The sequence below is a fragment of the Serratia sp. CY83965 genome (genome assembly GCF_052166375.1).
GTDB classification, from domain to species: Bacteria; Pseudomonadota; Gammaproteobacteria; order Enterobacterales; family Enterobacteriaceae; genus Serratia; species Serratia marcescens.
The window spans coordinates 127,857-147,638 of record NZ_JBJNOV010000016.1; the positions used below are offsets into that span (position 1 = coordinate 127,857).

The 19,782-nt window shown below is 63.0% G+C and carries 21 protein-coding genes and 1 riboswitch; of the genes, 4 read left to right on the forward strand and 17 right to left on the reverse strand.

What is annotated here, in order from left to right:
* Position 1: 1 nt before the first annotated feature.
* Together mdtN and ACJ8PL_RS22020 are read right to left on the reverse strand one after the other, a co-directional pair.
* Positions 2 to 1,039, reverse strand: coding sequence for a multidrug transporter subunit MdtN (gene mdtN, locus ACJ8PL_RS22015; RefSeq protein WP_110147272.1), 1,038 nt, complete (start codon positions 1,037 to 1,039; stop codon positions 2 to 4).
* Positions 1,040 to 1,049: 10 nt separating this feature from the next.
* Positions 1,050 to 1,313: a YtcA family lipoprotein gene (locus ACJ8PL_RS22020; protein WP_004941494.1), complete on the reverse strand. Its 264-nt coding sequence runs from the start codon at positions 1,311 to 1,313 to the stop codon at positions 1,050 to 1,052.
* 217 nt (positions 1,314 to 1,530) lie between these two features.
* Here ACJ8PL_RS22020 and ACJ8PL_RS22025 point away from each other — a divergent pair, with 217 nt between their 5' ends.
* The 4 genes from ACJ8PL_RS22025 (at position 1,531) to ACJ8PL_RS22040 (ending at position 4,503) form a co-directional block, all read left to right on the forward strand.
* Positions 1,531 to 2,145, forward strand: coding sequence for a TetR/AcrR family transcriptional regulator (locus tag ACJ8PL_RS22025; RefSeq protein WP_033639635.1), 615 nt, complete (start codon positions 1,531 to 1,533; stop codon positions 2,143 to 2,145).
* Between the two features lie 91 nt (positions 2,146 to 2,236).
* Positions 2,237 to 2,333: riboswitch (TPP riboswitch) on the forward strand.
* A gap of 35 nt (positions 2,334 to 2,368) precedes the next feature.
* Positions 2,369 to 3,160 carry a hydroxyethylthiazole kinase gene (gene thiM / locus ACJ8PL_RS22030; RefSeq protein WP_028128367.1) on the forward strand — a complete coding sequence of 264 codons (792 nt, stop codon included), beginning with the start codon at positions 2,369 to 2,371 and terminating at the stop codon, positions 3,158 to 3,160.
* A complete protein-coding gene (thiD, locus tag ACJ8PL_RS22035; protein ID WP_033639638.1) occupies positions 3,160 to 3,960 on the forward strand; it encodes a bifunctional hydroxymethylpyrimidine kinase/phosphomethylpyrimidine kinase in 801 nt (266 codons plus the stop codon). Before thiM ends, thiD begins: the two co-directional genes overlap by 1 nt.
* A gap of 84 nt (positions 3,961 to 4,044) precedes the next feature.
* Entirely contained in the window at positions 4,045 to 4,503 is a 459-nt protein-coding gene (locus ACJ8PL_RS22040) for an inhibitor of vertebrate lysozyme family protein (RefSeq protein ID WP_033639640.1), read from the forward strand.
* Positions 4,504 to 4,543: 40 nt separating this feature from the next.
* Here ACJ8PL_RS22040 and gutQ read toward each other — a convergent pair whose 3' ends face one another.
* From gutQ to yegS, 15 genes are all read right to left on the reverse strand, one after another.
* Positions 4,544 to 5,515 (reverse strand): arabinose-5-phosphate isomerase GutQ, encoded by a 972-nt coding sequence (gene gutQ, locus ACJ8PL_RS22045; protein WP_016926691.1) that lies wholly within the window; start codon positions 5,513 to 5,515, stop codon positions 4,544 to 4,546.
* Entirely contained in the window at positions 5,508 to 6,281 is a 774-nt protein-coding gene (srlR, locus tag ACJ8PL_RS22050; RefSeq protein ID WP_016926692.1) for a glucitol operon DNA-binding transcriptional repressor SrlR, read from the reverse strand. The genes gutQ and srlR overlap by 8 nt, the downstream gene beginning before the upstream one ends.
* A gap of 83 nt (positions 6,282 to 6,364) precedes the next feature.
* Positions 6,365 to 6,721 (reverse strand): transcriptional regulator GutM, encoded by a 357-nt coding sequence (gene gutM / locus ACJ8PL_RS22055; protein WP_016926693.1) that lies wholly within the window; start codon positions 6,719 to 6,721, stop codon positions 6,365 to 6,367.
* A 46-nt stretch (positions 6,722 to 6,767) separates the two neighbouring features.
* Entirely contained in the window at positions 6,768 to 7,547 is a 780-nt protein-coding gene (srlD, locus tag ACJ8PL_RS22060) for a sorbitol-6-phosphate dehydrogenase (RefSeq protein WP_028127783.1), read from the reverse strand.
* A gap of 10 nt (positions 7,548 to 7,557) precedes the next feature.
* Complete coding sequence (gene srlB, locus ACJ8PL_RS22065) at positions 7,558 to 7,920, reverse strand: PTS glucitol/sorbitol transporter subunit IIA (protein ID WP_033639642.1); 363 nt, start codon at positions 7,918 to 7,920, stop codon at positions 7,558 to 7,560.
* 22 nt (positions 7,921 to 7,942) lie between these two features.
* Complete coding sequence (srlE, locus tag ACJ8PL_RS22070; RefSeq protein WP_115436400.1) at positions 7,943 to 8,923, reverse strand: PTS glucitol/sorbitol transporter subunit IIB; 981 nt, start codon at positions 8,921 to 8,923, stop codon at positions 7,943 to 7,945.
* A 15-nt stretch (positions 8,924 to 8,938) separates the two neighbouring features.
* Positions 8,939 to 9,487: a PTS glucitol/sorbitol transporter subunit IIC gene (gene srlA, locus ACJ8PL_RS22075; RefSeq protein ID WP_004941528.1), complete on the reverse strand. Its 549-nt coding sequence runs from the start codon at positions 9,485 to 9,487 to the stop codon at positions 8,939 to 8,941.
* Positions 9,488 to 9,723: 236 nt separating this feature from the next.
* Positions 9,724 to 10,773 (reverse strand): class I fructose-bisphosphate aldolase, encoded by a 1,050-nt coding sequence (gene fbaB, locus ACJ8PL_RS22080; RefSeq protein WP_015378749.1) that lies wholly within the window; start codon positions 10,771 to 10,773, stop codon positions 9,724 to 9,726.
* Between the two features lie 205 nt (positions 10,774 to 10,978).
* Positions 10,979 to 11,665 (reverse strand): GntR family transcriptional regulator, encoded by a 687-nt coding sequence (locus ACJ8PL_RS22085; protein ID WP_016926696.1) that lies wholly within the window; start codon positions 11,663 to 11,665, stop codon positions 10,979 to 10,981.
* A 98-nt stretch (positions 11,666 to 11,763) separates the two neighbouring features.
* On the reverse strand, positions 11,764 to 13,095 hold the full coding sequence (locus ACJ8PL_RS22090; RefSeq protein WP_079452368.1) for an MFS transporter: 1,332 nt from the start codon (positions 13,093 to 13,095) through the stop codon (positions 11,764 to 11,766).
* On the reverse strand, positions 13,076 to 14,581 hold the full coding sequence (locus ACJ8PL_RS22095) for a mannitol dehydrogenase family protein (RefSeq protein ID WP_442531393.1): 1,506 nt from the start codon (positions 14,579 to 14,581) through the stop codon (positions 13,076 to 13,078). Before ACJ8PL_RS22095 ends, ACJ8PL_RS22090 begins: the two co-directional genes overlap by 20 nt.
* 52 nt (positions 14,582 to 14,633) lie before the next feature.
* Positions 14,634 to 15,923 (reverse strand): MFS transporter, encoded by a 1,290-nt coding sequence (locus tag ACJ8PL_RS22100; protein ID WP_015378745.1) that lies wholly within the window; start codon positions 15,921 to 15,923, stop codon positions 14,634 to 14,636.
* A 91-nt stretch (positions 15,924 to 16,014) separates the two neighbouring features.
* Positions 16,015 to 17,031: a Zn-dependent oxidoreductase gene (locus ACJ8PL_RS22105; RefSeq protein ID WP_079452383.1), complete on the reverse strand. Its 1,017-nt coding sequence runs from the start codon at positions 17,029 to 17,031 to the stop codon at positions 16,015 to 16,017.
* A 5-nt stretch (positions 17,032 to 17,036) separates the two neighbouring features.
* On the reverse strand, positions 17,037 to 18,251 hold the full coding sequence (gene manD, locus ACJ8PL_RS22110) for a D-mannonate dehydratase ManD (RefSeq protein WP_016926700.1): 1,215 nt from the start codon (positions 18,249 to 18,251) through the stop codon (positions 17,037 to 17,039).
* 168 nt (positions 18,252 to 18,419) lie between these two features.
* Positions 18,420 to 19,325: a lipid kinase YegS gene (gene yegS / locus ACJ8PL_RS22115; protein WP_442531394.1), complete on the reverse strand. Its 906-nt coding sequence runs from the start codon at positions 19,323 to 19,325 to the stop codon at positions 18,420 to 18,422.
* Between the last annotated feature and the right edge of the window lie 457 nt (positions 19,326 to 19,782).

Genomic DNA, 19,782 nt, shown 5'->3' on the forward strand with positions numbered 1-19,782 from the left:
TTTATTCTTCATGGCGCAGGTTCAGCTTGGCCACCGCCGAAGCGCCCACGCGGAACAGCGCCGGGTTGGGGGCCTCTACCGCGATCTTGACCGGGAAGCGCTGCGAAACGTGCACCCAGTTGATGTTGCGCGACACGTTGGGCAGCCCGCCCAGCACTGTGCCGCCGTCGTCAGGCTGCACGCCGTAGCTGATCGATTCCACCTTGCCGCTGAAGGTCTGGCCGGCGTCGCTCATTAAATACAGCGTGGCCGGCAGGCCGGGATGCACGCCTTTCAGGTCGGTTTCGCGGAAGTTGGCGACCACGTACCAGTGGCGGGTGTCGATCAGCGTGAACACCGGTTTGGCGCTGGAGGCATATTGGCCGACGGTGGTTTTCAGGGAGGCGATGCGGCCGTCGAACGGCGCTCTCACCTCGGTGAACTCCAGGTTCAGTTTGGCGATGGCGATGTCGGCCTGCACTTCGGCACGCTGCGCGACCAGGGCTTCGACGCCGCTGACGGCGGCTTCCGCCTGTTTCGCCTGCAGCAATGCGGCCTGCAGTTCCGCCTGCGCCGAGCGTTGGGAGGTGCGGGCGGTTTCCACTTCTTCCGCCGAAACGTAGTTCTTGCCGAGCAGCTTCTGCCGGCGGTTGAGGGTGTCGGTCGCCTGCGCCACCAGCGCCTGCGAGCGTTTGACGATGGCGTTCATCGATTCGGCGTTGTACTGCTGCGCGTTGACCGAACGCTGCGTCAGCTTGATCTGTTCATTCAGCGTGATCAGGCGCGCTTCGCTGGCCGCCAGCGCGTCCTGGTAAGGGCGCGGATCGATGCGGAACAGCAGATCGCCTTGCCGCACTTCCTGGTTGTCGCGGATCGGCATCTCGATGATGCGGCCGTTCACCTCCGGCACTACGTCGATGGTGTCGGCATAGGCGTAGGCATCGTCGGTAGTGGGGGCGTTTTCCACCCGCCAGACGACGACGGCGGCCACGATGAGCGTCAACGCCAGGATGGTAAGCACCAGCAGTCTGCGCTTGTTGGAGGTTTGTGGTTGGGTCATGGCGTCAGTCTCAGTGGGGGAAAACCAGTAACCAGGTCAGCATGGCGATCAGCGCGGTCAGCGCCGGATACGTCAGCAGCTGCGGCGCCAGCCAGGCGCGTTTTTCCGGGGTGCGCAGCAGCAGGTGGATCGCCACCATGCCCGCCACGCCGCCGCACAGGCAAAACAGCCAGTCGGGGAACGAAGCGCCGAACACCACCATGGACGGTGCCGGCGAGCACCCGGTGAGCAACAGCGCGGTCAGGCAGGTGATAAGCAGTTTTTTGTCGGGCATAGGGCGTTCTCTGGCGATTGGCTTGGTCGACGGGCCGAATGAAATGACTCTTTTTCAGTGAGTGAGGTCACTGTTTGTCACCCTCATGCTTGCGCAAGGGTAAACTAGAATAAATACTCTACTCTAAATTAGAGGAGTTAATCTAGTTTTTTGTGTCACCCTGCCTTCGCGGCGGCAAATGGGTATAATGCGTTGATGACAGCGGGCAGAAACGAATATGCAAATCGACGAACACATCACCGGGCGAGAGCCGCAGCAGGAAAGAGGGCGGCAACGCGTACAAACCATTCTGGATTCAGCGGCGGCGATCGTGGCGCAGGATGGCCTGGCGGCGCTCAGCATGCAGCGGCTGGCCAAACACGCCAAAACCTCCATCGGCTCGATGTATCACTTTTTCCCCGATCGCCACGCGGTGATCAAGGCGCTGGCGGATCGGCACACTGAATCGATCGAGGCGCTGGTGCGCGACATGGCGTTGGCCAGCGACGACGAGTGGCGGCGCCTCTCCGCTGAAGCGGTGATCCAGCGGCTGTTTTCACCCTATGCGCAGTACCTGCGCGAGCACGCCGACTACCTGCCGGTGATGCGGGAAATGAACCTGCCGGACGAAAAGTCCAGCTTCCTGGCGCTGATCGCCCGAGTGCTGCAGCTGCGCCGCCCCGAGACCGCCGAAGCGGAGATCCTGCAGCAAACCCGGCTGTTGCAAAGCCTGGTGGCCGGCACCTTGCATCACATCTTCAAAACGGCACCGCAGAGCGTGGCGTTTACGTTGGCGGAGCTGCCCGGCGTGCTGAGCCTGTATCTGGCGGGAAAAGAGGGCAACATCGCTTAGGCGCGAGCGAATTTATTCGCTTGTTTGTCCGCGCCGCCGCTGGCATGATCCCGCTCAGGGATTAACGCAACGTTGATCACAACCTATTGATTTTCATGACTCGGGGTGCCCTTCTGCGTGAAGGCTGAGAAATACCCGTATTACCTGATCTGGATAATGCCAGCGTAGGGAAGTCACGGCCGCCCAACCGGCGCCGCCTTCTTGAACGCCGGTTGGGAGGAATATGATCGCTCGACCTGATGCACTACCCGGCGCTCGCGCCGCGGCCTGCCTGACTCAATTCCAACAGCGGCCTCCGCTGATCCACTGCCTGACCAACGAAGTGGTGCAATCGCTGACTGCCAACGTGCTGCTGGCGCTCGGCGCCTCCCCGGCGATGGTGGTGGAACCGCAAGAGGCGGCGCAGTTCAGCGCGCTGGCCGACGGCCTGCTGATCAACGTCGGCACCCTCAACGCGCTGCGCGCCGAATCGATGCGCGCGGCGGTGGCCGCCGCCAATCGGGCCGGCAAGCCTTGGACGCTGGATCCGGTGGCGGTCGGCGCGCTCTCCTACCGCACCGCCTTCGCCAAACAGCTGCTGGACGAGAAACCGGCGGCGATACGCGGCAACGCCTCGGAAATCATGGCGCTCAGCGGGTTGCTGGCCAGCGGCCGCGGCGTGGACAGCGGCGACGATTCCTTGGCGGCATTGCCCGCCGCGCGTGAGCTGGCGCAGCGCAGCGGCGCGGTAGTCGCGGTCACCGGCGCGGTGGATTACGTCACCGACGGCCAACGCGATTGGGCGATCGAAGGCGGCTCCCCGCTGATGACGCGGGTGGTGGGCACCGGCTGCGCGCTGTCGGCGGTGGCGGCGGCGTTTTGCGCCCTGCCGGGCGATCGCCTGGACAACGTGGCGGCCGCCTGCCGGGTGATGTCCCACTGCGGCGGCCTCGCGGCCAGGCAGGCCGCCGGGCCGGGCAGCTTTACGCCGGCGTTCCTCGACGCCCTGTATCAGCTGCGCGGGGAGGATCTGTGATGAAACGCATTAACGCGCTGACCATCGCCGGCACCGATCCCAGCGGGGGCGCCGGCATTCAGGCCGATCTGAAGGCCTTCTCGGCGCTTGGCGCCTACGGCACCTCGGTGATCACCGCGCTGGTGGCGCAGAATACCCGCGGCGTGCAGTCGGTGTATTACATCGATCCGGCGTTCGTCGCCGCGCAGCTGGACTCGGTGTTCAGCGACGTGCGCATCGACAGCGTCAAGATTGGCATGCTGGCCAACGCCGATATCGTGCAGGCGGTGGCCGAACGGCTGCGCCATTACCGGCCGGAATTCGTGGTGCTGGACACCGTGATGCTGGCGAAAAGCGGCGATCCGTTGCTGGCCCCGGAGGCGGTGGCGTCGATTCGACGCGAGCTGTTGCCGCTGGTGTCGATCATTACGCCGAACCTGCCGGAAGCGGCGGCGCTGCTGGCGTGCGCGCCGGCGGAAGATGAAGCGCAGATGCGCGAGCAGGGGCGGGCGCTGCTCGCGATGGGCTGCCGGGCGGTGCTGATGAAGGGCGGCCACCTGAGCGAAAGCGAGAGCCCGGACTGGCTGTTTACCGCCGAAGGAGAGCAGCGTTTTACCGCGCCGCGCGTCGCCACCCGCCATACCCACGGCACCGGTTGCACGCTCTCGGCCGCGCTGGCGGCGCTGCGTCCGCGCCATGCCGACTGGGCGGCCACGGTGGCCGCCGCCAAGGGTTACCTGCAACAAGCGCTGCAACAGGCGGATACGCTGGAAGTGGGGCACGGCATCGGGCCGGTGCATCATTTTCACGCCTGGTGGTGAGTCAACTTTTTGCCGCAACCGTGGTCTGACTAGTTCAGGCCCGGTTTTATGGGCGAAACCTGATTTAACCTAGGGAGAAGGACTATGACGGGACACCAGGCGCTGCGTTGCGCCCTCTTTGGCGCACTGCTCAGCTTCAGCGCGGGCAGCTTTGCCCAACAAATCGTCACCACATCGGATTTGATTCAGCAGCCGGGGTATCAGGCCAGCTGGCAAAACATGGTGAAAGGCCAGGCGCGGATGCCGGGCTGGGCGCGCAAGGGCGTCGGCACCTCTACGCCGGCGCAGAATCTGAACTGGAAGGGCAAAGAGTATCTGGTCGGCAACCTGTGCAAGCCCCACGACTGCGGCAATAACTTTTTGATCGTGGCGTTCAGCGCGGACAAATCCCAGGCCTGGGGCGTGCGGGTGGAAGTGGAAGATCGGCCGGAAGCCGTCGATCATCCGAAGAAGTATGCCAAGTACCAGTGGCTCGGCAAGCCGAATGACGACATGAAAGCGCTGCTGAAGCAGCAGTTCGAGAACAATCCCGATTGGAAATGATCTGACCGGGGGGCGCCGGTGATGGCGCCCCCGGCGTTGATCAGCCGATGCCGGCCTGATGCAGATCGTGCAGGTTGAGCGCCCCCACCAGCACGCCGTCCATATCGACCACCGGAGCCGCGCTGATGTGTTGTTCGTGCAGCGCTTCCAGCGCCTCCCCGGCGCGCCACTGCTCTGGCAGCCGATAGCCGGGGCGGGTGATCGCCGGGCTGAGCGGATCCTGCAGGCTGTTGCCCTTCACCAGCCAGCGGCGCAGGTCGCCGTCGGTAAATACGCCCACCACCCGCTGCTGCGCGTCGCAGACCGCCACCAACCCCAGCCCGGTGCGGCTCAGTTCCAGCATCGCCTCCATCACGTTGGCGCTTTCGCTCACGCGCGGCAGGCGATCGCCGGTGCGCATCAGGTGATGCACGCGGTTCAGCAGACGCGCGCCCAGGCTGCCGCCCGGGTGCGATCGGGCGAAGTCTTCCGCGTTGAAGCCGCGCTGGCGCATCAGCGCCATCGCCAGGGCGTCGCCCATCATCAGGGTGTTGACCGCGCTGGAGGTGGGCGCCAGCCCCATCGGGCAGGCTTCGCGCTCGACGCCGATATCCAGCACGCAGGCCGCGGCCTGCGCCAGCGGCGACTCTTTGCCGCCGGTAACGGCGATCACCGGAATGCCGTTCTCCGCCAGCAGCGGCAGGATCAGATCCAGCTCTTTGGCGCGGCCGGAGTAGGAGATGAACACCACCACGTCGTCGGCGCCGATCATGCCGAGATCGCCGTGCAGCGCCTCCGCCGGATGCACGAAGAATGACGGCGTGCCGGTGCTGGCCAGCGACGCGGCGATTTTTTTGCCGATATGGCCGGACTTGCCGATGCCGGAAATCACCGCTTTGCCGCGGCAGTTCAGCAGCAGCTCGCAGGCGCAGACGAAGTTGTCATCCAGGCGCGCCAGCAGGCGCTGCGCTTCGGTCAACTCGATCTCCAGCGTTTCGCGGGCGAAGGCGAGCAGGGCGTTGGCGTTACTCATCGGGGTCTCCTACCAGAATGATATTGATGCCTTTCGCCTGCAGGGCGGCGAGGTAATCGGGGTTGATGTCTCGGTCGGTGATCAGCGTGTCGACGGCGCTGAGTTCGCACACCACGTTCGGGCTCTTGCGGCCGAATTTCGAGGAGTCAACCAACAGAATAATGCGGCCGGCGGCTTCGCACATCGCTTTGCTGACGTTGTGCACTTCGTTGAAGGTGGTGACGCCGGCGTTGAGATCGACGCCGTCCGCGCCGATAAACAGCTTGTCGAAGCTGAATTGCTGGAACGCCGATTCCGCCAGGCTGCCGTGGAACGAGGCCGATTTTTTGCGGTAGGTGCCGCCGGGCATCAGGATGGTCTGATCGTTGTCCAGTTCCACCAGCGCGTTGACGATGGTCAGGCTGTTGGTCATCACCGTGATGTTATTGAACTGCGCCAGGTGCGGCACCATCTGCAGCACCGTGCTGCCGGCGTCGAAGATCAGCGAGTCGCCGTCGGCGATCAGCGCCACGGCGGCGCTGGCGATGCGGCGCTTTTTCTCGGTGTTGATATGGGTTTTACGGTCGATTGGCTGATCGCCGTCGTCGCGGCTGAGCACCACGCCGCCGTAGGTGCGGATCACCTCGCCTTCTTCTTCCAGCAGGGTGAGATCCTTGCGGATGGTGGTGCCGGTGGTGGAGAAATGCTCGGCCAGGGCGTCCACCGCCGTTTTGCCATGCCGCTGCAGATATTCAAGGATAGCGGCCTGCCGCTGCTTTGGTTTCATCGCGATTCCCGTTCACAAGAGTTGGGCATTTCCCCTCGCTGAATAATTCACTATGAAAGGTAATGTCTTTTAATGTGAAAATATCACGATTTGGGGTCAATCGCTAACGATAGTGCAGACTGGCATGCGCGATCCTCGGGGAAGATCACATCCGGGCGCAAATCCCGCTGATGCAAACCGTGCAAATGAGGCAGCGGGCGGGGCCGGGCGAAAACGGTCAGGCCGCGCAGCAACAGGCTGCCGCACACCCGCCGATCGGCGTCGAAGGCCAGCGCCAGCACCACCCGCGGGCGAAAACGGCCGCCGGAGCGGCCGACGCCGACGGCGCCCAGTCGGCATAAGCCGTCGAAGGCGCGGTTGAAACGTTGCAGTTGCCACCAGCCGAAGGCGATTTGCAGCAGCCAGGCCAGCAGCGCGAAGGCGATCAAAGCTTGTGTCATGGGGTTCTCCTTAGGCCCCCTTCCGTGGAAGGGGGCGTCGATGGCGTCAGAACATCACCTGGCCGCCGGTGATGTTGATCGATTGGCCGGTGCAGTAAGAGGCCTTATCGCTGGCGTAGAACAGCAGGGTGTTCAGTACGTCCTGATAGTCGCAACCGCGCTTCAGCGGCACCTTGTCGATGTAGTACTGCTCCACCTGGTCCGGCGCGATGCCCAGTTTTTGCGCGTACTGCGGCAGCAGCGACTGGAACATCGGCGACTTCAGCAGGTTGCCGAGCATCAGCGAATGCACGGTGATGCCGTACTCCGCCAGATCGAGCGCCAGCGACTGCGTCAGCCCCACGCCGCCGAACTTGGCGGCGCTGTAGCCGGAGTTGTGCTTGCTGCCGACCTTGCCGGACTTGGAGTTGATCTGGATGATGCGCCCGGCGATGCCGTCGCGGATCATCAGGCGCGAGAACTCGCGGGCGCAGAGGAAATAGCCCACCAGGTTCACCTGCAGCGAGCGGTCGAAGTCGCCCAGCGGGAAATCGGTGATTGGCGCCGCCTTGGCGATGCCGGCGCTGTACACCAGCAGGTTGGCTTGGCCGAACGCCCGGTCAACCGCCGTCGCCAGCGCGATCACGCTCTGCTCGTCGGTGGCGTCGGCTTGAAAACCGCAGGCGCTGCCTGTGCCGTACTCTTCGTTGATCTGCTGTGCCACCCGATTGGCGTTGTCGGCGTTCAGATCGGCCACCGCCACCCGATAACCGGCCTGCGCCAGCCCGTGGGACAAAAAGGCGCCTAACGTTTGGCCGCCGCCAATCACTACAGCTACTTCAGACATGGTCTACTCCTTATGCGATAAATGACAGCGTGCTGCCCAACGGGATATCAGTCGGCGTCGGGCCGGATACGTGGATCGAGCCGGGGAATTCGGCTTCGGCTTCGCCGTCGAAGCGCACGGTGACGTGGCCCAGTTCGCGCAGATTCTGCGTGGCGACGCTGCCGACGGCGGTGATGGCGTAGCGCTGCTGCGCCAGTTCCATCACGCCGCCGACCTGCAGCTCGCCGGCGGTTGCGCCGTGGCGGTGGATAAAGCAGAACTCTTCGATATCCGCCGGCGCGCCTTCACGGAAAGTGATCAGCATGTTGTCCAGCAACGCGTCGCGGGCGCAGCCGCCGATCTGCGTGATGGTGGTATGAAAAATGGTGTGCATAAACGTCTCCCTGGAAATCATGCTATTGATAAATAAAGGCCGAGGCGGCCCAGGCGATCAGGACCGTTGGCGCGCCGGTCAGAAAGCGCCCAACCAGCACTGAAGGCACGCCGACCCGCACGGTGTCCTGTTTGGCTTCCGCCAGCGACAGGCCGACCGGAATGAAGTCGCAGGCGGCCTGCGCGTTGATGGCGAACAGCGCGGGCAGCGCCAGCTGCGGCGGAATATGGCCGAGGCCGATCTGTACCCCGACCAGCACGCCGATCACTTGGGCGATGACCGCGCCGGGGCCGAGGAATGGCGACAGCAGCGGGAATGAGCAGATCAGCGCCAGCGTCACCAGGCCGATCGGGCTGTTGGCGAGCGGCGTCAGGCCGTGAGCGATAAAGTCTCCGAGGCCGGAGGCCATGATGATGCCGATCAAGGCCGAGACGAACGCCATAAACGGCAGAATGGTCTTCAGCACGGTGTCGATGGTGTCGCGTCCGGCCTGGAAGAACACCGCCACCACCGATCCCATGCCCATGCCGACCTTCGCCAGCAGCCCGTCGCTTTGTTCGGTGATCTTCTTGCTGGTGTCGTAGTCGCGCGCCTTGGGCGGCGCTGCAACCGCGGCGGCGGGTGGGTTCTCCGCCGCGTCGATTCGGCTGATGTTGTGGTCACGCACGCCGGAGACATAGATGTCTTCGAGGATAAACTGCGCCAGCGGGCCGGACTGGCCGGTGGCATGGATGTTGACCGTCGGAATGCGGCGTTTCGGGTACAGGCCGCAGCGCAGGGTGCCGCCGCAGTCGATCACCGCCACGCCGATCTCTTCCGCCGGCGGTTCGCCCTCTTTGAAACCGTCGACGGCGGGCCAGCCGGTCAATTCGCTGAGGCGATCGACGATGGAAGGCCGGGTGCCGGCGGTGATGTACACCACTTTTTTGCCGGGCTCTATCGGCAGCTCCAGGGGGCCGCCCCAGCCGCTGGCGCCTTTTTCAATACGGATATAAGCACTCATGCTGCACTCCACGAATTAAAGTTGCACCTGGCGATCCAGACGGATGCCCATCTTGCGTTCAAACAGACTGGTGGTGAGATCGGTGACCCAGCCGCGGAAGAAGTTGGTGAACAGCCCCACCAGGAAATAGCTCACCGCCAACGGGCCGAGCGGCAGGCCGAGGGTGGTCAGGCCGCTGGCGATGCCGAGGTAAACGAACAGTTCGCCGGGGTTGATGTGCGGAAACAGGCCGTTCATCGAGTGGCAGCTGTAGGAGGCCGCCGCGTAGTAACTCGGCTTGTATTTCTCCGGCATGAAGCGCCCCAGGCTGAGGGTCATCGGGTTGCAGAAGACAAAGGTGCCGATCAGCGGCAGCAGCAGATAACGCGAAACGGGGTTGCCCGCGCAGCGCTGCGCCAATCGTTCGATACGTTCCTGGCCAACAAATTTGATCAGCGCGTTCATGATAACCAACAGGCTGATCAACAAGGGCAAAATGCCGGTCACCATGCCGACAAACACTTCACCGCCTTTCTGAAACAGGCCGATAAACCACTCGGCGCCGTGGGTGATTAGCTCAATCATTATGTTCTCCTGTAATGGACTGATATGGCCTGGAGCGAACGGCGGCTCTGTCGCCATGGGCCTTACAGTAGTCACTTTGTTGGGCTATTTGTTTTAAATAGATCACAATTTGAAAGATAAATATTTTATTTTGAAAGTTTAAAGTGAAAGAAAGAGAAGGTGAACGGCGCGTGAGGCGGGATAACGGGCACAAAAAAGCCCGGCGAACCGGGCTTTGGGACAGACGGTCCGTCACATCAGGCGATGGTGACCTTCTTGTCCAGGTAGGCGTCTTGCACGGCGTTGATCAGCGCCACGCCGTCTTTCATCGATTTCTTAAACGCCTTGCGCCCCAGGATCAGGCCCATGCCGCCGGCGCGTTTGTTGATCACTGCGGTGCGCACCGATTCCTGCAGATCGTTCTCACCGGCGGCGCCGCCGGAGTTGATCAGCCCGGCGCGACCCATATAGCAGTTGGCCAGCTGGTAGCGCACGAGATCGATCGGGTGATCGGTGGTCAGCTTGGTGTAGACGCGGTCGTCGGTATAGCCGAATTTCACCGCGCGGTAGCCGCCGTTGTTTTCGGCCATTTTCTGTTTGACGATGTCGGCGCCGATGGTGGCGGCGATGTGGTTGGCCTGGCCGGTCAGATCGGCGCTGGAGTGGTAGTCCACGCCGTCCTTGTTGAACGCCGGGTTACGCAGATAGGCCCACAGCACCGTGACCATGCCCAGCTCATGCGCGCGCTCGAAGGCGATCGAGATCTCTTCGATCTGGCGGCGCGACTGTTCGGAGCCGAAGTAAATGGTGGCGCCGACCGCCACTGCCCCCATGTTGAACGCCTGCTCGACGCTGGCGTACAGGGTCTGGTCGTACTGGGTCGGGTAGCTCAGCGTTTCGTTGTGGTTGAGTTTGACCAGGAACGGGATCTTATGCGCGTAGCGGCGCGATACCGACGCCAGCACGCCGTAGGTGGAAGCGACGCAGTTACAGCCGGCTTCAATCGCCAGCTCGACGATGTTCTTCGGATCGAAATACAGTGGGTTGGCGGCGAACGAGGCGGCGGCGGAGTGCTCGATGCCCTGATCGACCGGCAGGATAGACAGATAACCGGTGCCGCCCAGGCGGCCGTGGTTGAACAGGGTTTGCATCGAACGCAGCACGCTGTTGGGGCGGTTGTTATCGATCATTACGCGGTCGACGAAGTCGGCGCCCGGCAGGTAGAGATTCTCGGCGGGGATAGTGGTACAGCGGTGTTGCAGCAGATCTTCCGCTTCCTTTCCTAGCAACTGCACAATATCAGTCATGATTCACTCCCGATTAAGCTTCTTCATACACCGGCAATGCAAGGGTTTTTGACCACCGGCGCAGTAAAAAGCGGTGATTGAAGCTGTAAAGCGATGCTACCGAACTTGATCCGGCAAGGACAAACAATAGATGCGATTGAGAGGAAATGCCATTGGCGTGGCCAAATACGCGGGGGCGATCGCCCCCGGCTTGCTAAGCGGTTGATTATTCGATCTCGAACCACTCGGTGTTCTGCAGGGCGATCGGGGTGATGGAGTAGATCATCTCCTGCAGATGATCGTGGATGGCGCGCTCCGCCGCCTCGGCATCGCGCGCTTTCAGCGCTTCGTAGATGCGGTAGTGCTGCTTGATCAGGCTCTCCGGCGGCGAGACTTCGCTCAGGCTGAGGAAACGCACCCGATCCATGGTGGCCTTGATGGTTTCGATGGTCTCCCACGCCAGCGGGCAGTCGGCAAACTGGGTCAGCAGCTGGTGGAACTCGTCGTCCAGCGCCAAAAATTCGCGCGTTTGCCCGTTCTGCGCCGCCAGCTCTTGACGGTGCAGGTTATGCTCCAGCGTCATCAGCTGCGCCGGAGTGGCGCGCTCAGCCGCGCGGCGCACGATGGCGCATTCCACCGCTTGACGGATAAAGCGCCCGTCGGCCACGCGCTTGGCGGAAATCTTCATCACGAAGGTGCCGCGCTGCGGCAGGATCTGCACCAGACCGGCCTCCGCCAGCTTGATGAAGGCTTCGCGCACCGGCTGGCGCGAAACGCAAAAGCGGGTGGAGATCTCTTTCTCGGACAGCAGGGTGCCGGGGGGGATGGTGCAGTCGACGATATCTTTGCGCAGGAAGCGATAGATCTGCTGGTTGACCGGGACGTTGTTGGTGAGACTGTACGTTTCAGACATGGCGACAATCAGGCATCTGGCTGGAATTCGAATGCCACCATACTAGCAGATTATTGGTTGAGGGCGGGGGGATAAATCCACCCGCCGGGCAGGGTAACTCAGTGATGCCAATCCTGATACTCCTGCTTGCGCCGCTCTGGCGCGGTTTCCGGCATCAGGCTCAGGCCGAGGGCCGACACCACGCCCAGCACCATCATGTAGCCGGCCAGCCCGTAGTAATGGCCGCCGGTCACCTGCAGGATCTTCACCGCCAGCAGCCCGAGAATGCCGCTGCCGATCAGCGAGCCGATCTGCCAGATCAGCGCGATGCCGCTGCAGCGCACGCGGGTGGGGAACAGTTCCGGGAAGTAGGAGGCCTGCGGCGCGTAGCACATGCTGTGGCCGAAGGTCAGCACTACAATCATGGCGCTCTGCGTCACCCAGAAATTATCGAGGTTGATCGCCATAAAGAACGGCACGATGCACACCACCTGCAGCAGCGCGCCGGCGATGTAAACCGGTTTGCGCCCCAGCCGATCGGAGAGGCGGCCCATCAGCGGAATGGCGAAAATCTCCAGCAGCACCGCCACGATCATCGCCTCCAGCAGAATGCTTTCGTTGAGGTGGTTGGCCTTACCGTAGGCCAGCACGATCACCGTGAACATGGCGAAGGCGCAGGCTTCGATCAGCTTGGCGCACACCCCTTTGGCGATAAGGCCGGGATAGCGGCGGGCCACTTCCACCACCGGCCGGCTCTCCACCGCTTTGGTGGCGCGGATCTGGGTAAACACCGGCGATTCGTCGATCTTCAGGCGAATAAACAGCCCGACCAGCACCAGCAGCAGGCTGAGCAGGAACGGAATGCGCCAGCCCCAGTCCAGCATTTGCGCCGGTGACAGCACGGCGGTCAGCAGCGCGAACAGCCCGGACGGCAGCAGGAAGCCGGCCGGCGCGCCGATCTGCACCCAGCTGGCGTAGAAGCCGCGCCGCGGCGGCGGCGCATATTCGGCGGTCATCAGCACCGCGCCGGCCTGTTCGCCGCCGACGCCGAAGCCCTGCAGCACGCGGATAAAGATCAACGCGATCGGCGCCCAGATGCCGATCTGCTCATAGGTGGGCAGCAGGCCGATGCAGAAGGTGCCGAGGCCGACGATCAGGATGGTGATCACCAGCGCCTTCTTGCGGCCGACCTTGTCGCCGATGTGGCCGAACACGATGCCGCCCAGCGGACGCGCCAGGAAACCGACCGCGTAGGTGGCGAAGGCCGCCAGCGTGCTGATCAGCGGATCGGCGCTGGGGAAAAACAGCTGGCCGAAGAACAGCACCGCGGCGGTGCCGTAGGCGAAGAAATCATAGTATTCGGCGGCGGTGCCGATGGCCGAAGCGCTGGCGACGCGCCGCAGCAGCGGTTGATTGCCGGTATTGACGGCGTTATGCGTGGTGACGGTCATCGGAAACCTCCCGGTCGGTAAGCGGCAGAGCGGCGACGGCGGCTTTGGCCCCCCGGCTCAGCAATTGGTGATAAGCGTGGCTGACGGCGTGGACGAAGTCAGGCGAATCGGGCAGATCGCGGCCGAAGACGCTGTCGAGTTGCAGCAGCGCCAGGACGCGGGGCCGGCCTTCCTCGCTGCCGGCGACCAACGCGGCGAGGCGTTCGCGCAGCGGATCGCTGATGGCGATCGGCTCGCCTTGTTCATCGCGGCCGCCGACGTAGCGCATCCAGCCGGCGACGCCCAGCGCCAGGCAGTCAAAGCGGCTGCCGCGCGCCAGATGCCAGCGGATCGCGTCCAGCAGCCGTTGCGGCAACTTCTGCGTGCCGTCCATGGCGATCTGCGCGGTGCGGTGCTTCAACGCACGGTTGCGGTAACGCTGCAGCAGCGAGTCGGCATACTGCGCCAAATCGACGTTCGGCACCTGCAGGGTCGGCGCCTGTTCCGCCAGCATCAGGTGACGGGCGGCGCGGACAAAATCCGCATCCTGCATGCAATCGCCGACGTGCTGATAACCGGCCAGGTAGCCGAGGTAGGCGAGAAACGAATGGCTGCCGTTCAGCATGCGCAGCTTCATCTCCTCGTACGGCAGCACGTCGCTCACCAGTTCGGCGCCGACCTTTTCCCAGGCCGGGCGCCCCTGGGGAAATCGGTCCTCAATGACCCACTGGCTGAACGGCTCGCAGGCTACGCCGACCTCATCTTCGACGCCGCCCAGCCAGGTGCGCAACTGCCGGCGGGCCTCCGGCGTTACCGCCGGCACGATGCGATCCACCATGGTGGAAGGGAAGGCGACCTCTTGACGCACCCAGTCGGCCAGCGCCGGATCCTGCCGCTGCGCCAGTTCGACCAGCACCTGGCGCGTGACCCGGCCGTTGGCCGGCATGTTATCGCAGGACATCACGGCGAACGGCGGCAGCCCGTGTTCACGGCGCAGGCGCAGCGCCGCCAGCAGCAGCCCTGGCGCCGACTGCGGCTGAGCCGGGTGGGCGATATCATGCGCGATCGCCGGGTGTTCCGCCATCAGCCGGCCGCTGGCGGGGTGGTGGCAATAGCCCTTTTCGCTGATGGTCAGCGAGACGATGGCGATCTCGGGCTGCGTCAGGGCCGCCAGCACCGCCGCTAACCCGTCGGTTTGCAGGTGCAGCGCCTGGCGCACCACGCCGATGACCCGGCCCCGCCAGCCGTCGTCGTCCATCTCCGACACCGAGAACAGCAGGTCCTGTTGCCGTAGATCGACGATCTTTTGCCGGCCGTGCTGCATGCTGATTTCGCAGTAGCCCCAGTCACTGCCGTGCTCGCTGGCCAGCCTGTCGGCGTACATCGCCTGGTGCGCGCGGTGAAACGCGCCGAAGCCGATATGCGCCATGCGCGGTTTCACGCGCTCACGTGCGTAGCCGGGCCGGATAACGGCGGCCGGCAGCGCGCTGTGGTCGGAAAGTCTCATGTTCAATGTCCCTGGAGAGGTAAGCAAAGGGGCGAAGCCGCCCCGTCTGGCGTTAGGGTTTTAAGATTTGCACGCCCGCCGTTGCGCGCGGCGCCTTGATCACCAGCAGCACCAGCAGCGCGCCCAGCGCGGCGACGCCGCCCGCCAGCATAAAGGCGCTGTCGAATTTGCCGGTGTTCTGCACGATGTAGCCGGTGGCGATCGGCCCGATGATGCCGGAGACGCTGCCGATCAAATGAATGAACCCGCTGGCGCCGCCGACCCGGGATTTATGCACCACGTCCTGGATGATCGCCCAGTAGAGAGCGCCGGTAATGTAGAGGAAGAAGATCGACACCGACATCAGCATCACCGCCGGCACCACGCTGCTGACGGTGCCCGCCAACGCCACGCACACCGCCGCCGCCAGCAGGCTGGTGACCAGCACGATCTTGCGTGACAGCAGCAATTTGCCGGTGATGTTGAAGATCTTGTCGGAAATATAGCCGCCGAGCGCTAGCCCGACGAAGCCGACGATCCACGGGATCATCGTGGTCAGGCTCATCTCTTTGATGTTCAGGTTGTGCGCCTGCACCAGATACGAGGGGAACCAGCTCAGGAAGAAGAACAGGATGTAGTTGTAGCAGAAGAAGGCGAAGGCGGTGACCAGAATGATCGGCTGCTTCAGGTAGTAACCCAGCCCGTGCGGAGCGTCGCTCAAGGCGCTTTCCTCGCCGAGATTTTCCTGTTTCAACCGTGCGATCAGCGCCCGTTCTTCGTTGCTGACGCGTTGGCTTTTCGCCGGGTTATCCGCCACCACGAAGAACCACACCAGCATCCAGACGATGCCGATGGCGCAGATGATCATAAACGCCGGCCGCCAGCCGAACGCCAGCGCCAGATAGCCGACGATCGGCCCGGCCACCGCGCCGCCCAACGGCGAACCGGCGCTGAGCAGGCCCACGGCGGTCGCCGCCTGTTTCTTCGGGAACCAGCCGTTAATCATCTTGTTGGCCGAGGCGCAGATCGGCCCTTCGGCCATGCCGAACAGGACGCGCAGGATCAGCATTGAGTAAAAACCGGTGGCGATCGCCGTCATGCCGCAGAAGATGGACCACAGGCCGACCGCCACGCCCAGCACCAGCGTCGGGCCGAAGCGGTCGACCGCCAGCCCGCCGACGAAGTTGAAAATGGCGTAGCCGAAGAAGAAGCTGCCGAAGATCAGACCGAACTGTTCGGCGTTCAGCATCAGATCCTGTTCGATCATCGGCACGGTGATCGACAGCGCCACGCGATCGAGGTAGTTGATCATGTAGACCATGAACAGCAGGAACACGATGGTCCAACGCAGGTTTTTAAACATAAAGCACTCCACTGGGTGTCGTTTTAATCGTGATGCTTCGTTGTTTGCACGGGCGGCGGGCGCCGCCCCATGCCCCGATGCCGCCTTGGCGTTACTCGAACTGCAGCAGCACCTTGCAGCAGGTGCGCTGATCCCGCTCGAACATCTGCATCGCCCGTTCGACGTCGTCGGCGGGCACGCAGTGGGTGAGCAGCCGCTGCGGCTCCAGCTTGCCGTCCGCCATCCAGGCGATCACCTGCGGGAAGCGCGCGCTGTTCAGGCGCGAAGAGAAGATCGACAGCTCCTTGCTGGTGATGCTCTGCTGGGTCAGGGTGCAGGCGTCGCCGGAAAAGCCCATGATGCCGATACGCGCCGCCGGCGAAGCCAGCGCGATCGCCTCCGGTAAAATGGCGGGGTGGCAAGCGGCATCGACGATCAGCGTCGGCTGAACGCCGCGCTGCTGCAGCGCCTGCGGCAATGCGGCCTCGGCGTTGTTGAATGTTTCGTCGGCGCCGTTGGCGCGCGCCATGTCCAGCCGCTCGGCGATGCGATCGACGACCCATACCTGCTTGACGCCATACACCCCTTTCAGCGTCTGGATCACCGTGAGCCCCATCGGCCCGGCGCCGTAGATCAGCGCGATGTCGTCGGGGCGCGGTTGCAGATGGGCGGTAATGTTGGCGGCGATGCTGAAGGGTTCGATCATCGCGGCGTGGCGATCGCTGATGGCCGACGGAACCGGGTAGGCATTGCGCGCCGGTACGCAGGCGTAGTCGCTGAAGCCGCCGTCGCAGTGCACGCCGATCACCTGCAGCGAGGTGCAGACGTTGGGGCGGCCGACCGAACAGGGATAGCAGTGGCCGCAGCTCACCACCGGGTCTACCGAGACGCGTTCGCCGAGGCGCGCCGGATCGACGCCTTCGCCCAGCGCATCGATCAGGCCGAAGAACTCGTGGCCGATCACCCGCGGGTAGCGGGCGAACGGGTTATGGCCGTGATAGATATGGACGTCGGAGCCGCAGATGCCGGCAAATTTCACCTTGACCCGCACTTCGCCGGCCGCCGGTAGCGGCAGCGCGCGCGTCTGGATCGCCAGGCGCCCGGGCTGTTCGATCACGACGCTGCGCATGGTGTTTACCAGTTCCATAAGGTGCCATCCTCCAGACGCGCGACCGGCAGGTAGGCCGGTTCATACGGGTAACGGGCCGCCAGCTTTTCATCGAACTCGATGCCGATGCCCGGCTTGTCGCCCGGATGCATATAGCCGTCGTCGAACGTCCAGCTGTGCGGGAACACTTCGAGCATTTGCTCGGAATAGCCCATGTATTCCTGCACGCCGAAGTTTGGCACCCACAGATCGAAGTGCAGCGCCGCCGCCATGCAGATCGGCGACAGATCGGAAGGGCCATGTGAACCGGTACGCACCTGATACAGTGAGGCGAAGTCGGCGATGCGCCGCATGCCGGTAATGCCGCCCGCGTGCGTCAGGGTGGTGCGGATGTAGTCGATCAGCTGTTCTTCGATCAGCTGTTTGCAGTCCCAGATGCTGTTGAACACCTCGCCGACGGCGATCGGCGTGACGGTATGCTGGCGGATGAGGCGGAAGCAGGCCTGATTTTCCGCCGGCGTCGGATCTTCCATCCAGAACAGGCGATACGGCTCGGCGCTTTTACCGAAGCGCGCCGCTTCGATCGGCGTCAGGCGGTGGTGCATGTCGTGCAGCAGGTGCTCGTTGAAACCGAACTTGGTGCGCACCGCGTCGAACAGTTTGGGGGTGAAATCGAGGTATTTTTCCGTCGACCACAGCTGCTCTTCCGGCCAGTCGCCCTTGGTGGCCGGCTCATAAGCCTGTCCTTTGCCCTTGGCCATGCCGTAAGTGGTTTTCATGCCCGGCACGCCGCATTGAACGCGGATCGCCTTGAAGCCTTGCTCTTTATGTTTGGCGTAGTCGTCGAGCACCTCGTCGATCGAGTGGCCGGTGGTGTGGCAATACACCATCACTCCCGAGCGCGAGGCGCCGCCCAACAGCTGATACAGCGGCATATTGGCGGCCTTGGCCTTGATGTCCCATAGCGCCATGTCGACGGCGGAAATGGCTGACATGGTCACCGGGCCGCGCCGCCAGTAAGCGCCTTTGTAGAAGAATTGCCAGAGGTCTTCGATCCGCTGCGCGTCGCGGCCGATCAACTGCGGGCAGAGGTGATCTTTCAGGTAAGAGGCCACCGGCAATTCGCGCCCGTTCAGCGTGGCGTCACCGAGGCCGATGATGCCGTCATCGGTGGTGATTTTCAGCGTGACAAAGTTGCGCCCCGGGCAGGTGACGAACACCTCGGCGTTGACGATTTTCATAACCTTCACATCCTGTAGCTGCGGAGAGATAGCGCGAAAATACGCCATGAACTAACTACCATACAAGTATGAATTAATGAATTTGCCGGAGAGGATCACATTTGATCGCGAGTGGAAGCGGATGAACGGAGGGGAAGAAGCGGGGCGCAGCGGCTGCGCCCGACAAGGTCAGCCCAGCAGGGCGCAGTTAGGCGGCAGGCGGCATTCGATGGCCTGTGGCAACACTTCGATGCGAAAATGGCGGCCTTTGAGCGGTTCGCCGTCGAGGTTGAAAGTCATCTCATGCGGCGCGTCGATCTCGAGCCACGGCAGCGCCGCGCTGAGGATGCTGTTGCTCTCTTCGTCGTTGAACAGGGCGGCGACCAGCGCCGGCAGCAATTCATCGGCGATCAGCAGGCGCAGCTGCAGCAGGCCGTCGTTGATCAGCGCGCTGGGGCACAGTTCCTGGCCGCCGCCGGCCTGTTTGCCGTTGCCGATGCCGATCACCAGCGCCTCGCCGGCCCAGCGGAAGTCCGGCCCGCGGATTTCACAGCGGTCGGCCTGCAGCGTATCCATGCGCAGCAGGCCGTGCACAAAGTAGGACACGCCGCCCAGCGCCGCCTTCAGCTTCTCCGGCGTTTCGGTGGTGATGCGGGTGCCGAAGCCGCCGGTGGCCATGTTGATGAAGTAGCGCTCGCCGTTGACCTTCGCCAGATCGATCGGCACTGAACGGCCCTTGATCGCCAGCTGCAGCGCCAGTTCGGGGGACGGAGGGATATTGCACGCCATGGCGAAGTCGTTGGCGGTGCCGAGCGGCAGGATGCCCAGCGCCGGCCGGTTGTGCGCCGGCAGCTGCACCAGCGCGGCGGCCACTTCGTTGATGGTGCCGTCACCGCCGCCGGCGACGACGGTGCCGACGCCAAGTTGTGCAGCTTCCGCGACATAGCGCGCGGCATCGCCGTGTTCCCAGGTCACGCGCACGTACAGCTCGATTTGCTCTGCACGCAGCCGTGTGACCGCCTGACGCAGCTCTTCGTTACCGGCGCCTTTGCCGTTGATGATAAGCAGGGCGGGCGCATGTGTGTGTTGAGGCATTGCCGATATCCTCCGGCGGAAAACCAATAATGCCTCAAGATAAACCAGCCTACGCCGCCAAGCCATCAGAATATTCAGCTAATTCCGGTTATTTCCCGGCGCTCAGTGAATATGAAGCAATGCGAATTTATCTGAATTTTACGCGGAAATAAGCAAAGTGTTAAAGAAGCGAGGATTAATCGCTGTAGCGTTATTTATATATCGAAGCGGCGTGATTATTATTATTAAAACGGATAATGGGAATAAGTTATGGAAATAGGCGTGGTGGAAAAAAATAGGCGCACCCATAAAGAAAAAGCCAGCCCAAGGGAGATTGGGCCGGCTAAGGAGGTGGTTCCTAGTATTGCTATGCAAATATTTTCGTTGTTCGTTTTAAGCAGCGTGATAGTAACCAAGCTGCGCGCACATTGATGTGATCCAATTCTAATATTTGCTAAAAATCGCCGCCGAATGACGG

What these genes read in the sequence shown, in the direction of transcription:
- ACJ8PL_RS22100 (WP_015378745.1), bottom strand. Translation starts at nt 15,923, where the DNA reads ATGTTTAAAAACCTGCGTTGGACCATCGTGTTCCTGCTGTTCATGGTC.
- srlR (WP_016926692.1), bottom strand. Translation starts at nt 6,281, where the DNA reads ATGAAACCAAAGCAGCGGCAGGCCGCTATCCTTGAATATCTGCAGCGG.
- ACJ8PL_RS22095 (WP_442531393.1), bottom strand. Translation starts at nt 14,581, where the DNA reads ATGAGACTTTCCGACCACAGCGCGCTGCCGGCCGCCGTTATCCGGCCC.
- ACJ8PL_RS22090 (WP_079452368.1), bottom strand. Translation starts at nt 13,095, where the DNA reads ATGACCGTCACCACGCATAACGCCGTCAATACCGGCAATCAACCGCTG.
- ACJ8PL_RS22025 (WP_033639635.1), top strand. Translation starts at nt 1,531, where the DNA reads ATGCAAATCGACGAACACATCACCGGGCGAGAGCCGCAGCAGGAAAGA.
- srlD (WP_028127783.1), bottom strand. Translation starts at nt 7,547, where the DNA reads ATGTCTGAAGTAGCTGTAGTGATTGGCGGCGGCCAAACGTTAGGCGCC.
- fbaB (WP_015378749.1), bottom strand. Translation starts at nt 10,773, where the DNA reads ATGACTGATATTGTGCAGTTGCTAGGAAAGGAAGCGGAAGATCTGCTG.
- gutQ (WP_016926691.1), bottom strand. Translation starts at nt 5,515, where the DNA reads ATGAGTAACGCCAACGCCCTGCTCGCCTTCGCCCGCGAAACGCTGGAG.
- ACJ8PL_RS22105 (WP_079452383.1), bottom strand. Translation starts at nt 17,031, where the DNA reads ATGCGCAGCGTCGTGATCGAACAGCCCGGGCGCCTGGCGATCCAGACG.
- yegS (WP_442531394.1), bottom strand. Translation starts at nt 19,325, where the DNA reads ATGCCTCAACACACACATGCGCCCGCCCTGCTTATCATCAACGGCAAA.
- srlA (WP_004941528.1), bottom strand. Translation starts at nt 9,487, where the DNA reads ATGATTGAGCTAATCACCCACGGCGCCGAGTGGTTTATCGGCCTGTTT.
- srlB (WP_033639642.1), bottom strand. Translation starts at nt 7,920, where the DNA reads ATGCACACCATTTTTCATACCACCATCACGCAGATCGGCGGCTGCGCC.
- thiD (WP_033639638.1), top strand. Translation starts at nt 3,160, where the DNA reads ATGAAACGCATTAACGCGCTGACCATCGCCGGCACCGATCCCAGCGGG.
- srlE (WP_115436400.1), bottom strand. Translation starts at nt 8,923, where the DNA reads ATGAGTGCTTATATCCGTATTGAAAAAGGCGCCAGCGGCTGGGGCGGC.
- gutM (WP_016926693.1), bottom strand. Translation starts at nt 6,721, where the DNA reads ATGACACAAGCTTTGATCGCCTTCGCGCTGCTGGCCTGGCTGCTGCAA.
- thiM (WP_028128367.1), top strand. Translation starts at nt 2,369, where the DNA reads ATGATCGCTCGACCTGATGCACTACCCGGCGCTCGCGCCGCGGCCTGC.
- ACJ8PL_RS22085 (WP_016926696.1), bottom strand. Translation starts at nt 11,665, where the DNA reads ATGTCTGAAACGTACAGTCTCACCAACAACGTCCCGGTCAACCAGCAG.
- manD (WP_016926700.1), bottom strand. Translation starts at nt 18,251, where the DNA reads ATGAAAATCGTCAACGCCGAGGTGTTCGTCACCTGCCCGGGGCGCAAC.
- mdtN (WP_110147272.1), bottom strand. Translation starts at nt 1,039, where the DNA reads ATGACCCAACCACAAACCTCCAACAAGCGCAGACTGCTGGTGCTTACC.
- ACJ8PL_RS22040 (WP_033639640.1), top strand. Translation starts at nt 4,045, where the DNA reads ATGACGGGACACCAGGCGCTGCGTTGCGCCCTCTTTGGCGCACTGCTC.
- ACJ8PL_RS22020 (WP_004941494.1), bottom strand. Translation starts at nt 1,313, where the DNA reads ATGCCCGACAAAAAACTGCTTATCACCTGCCTGACCGCGCTGTTGCTC.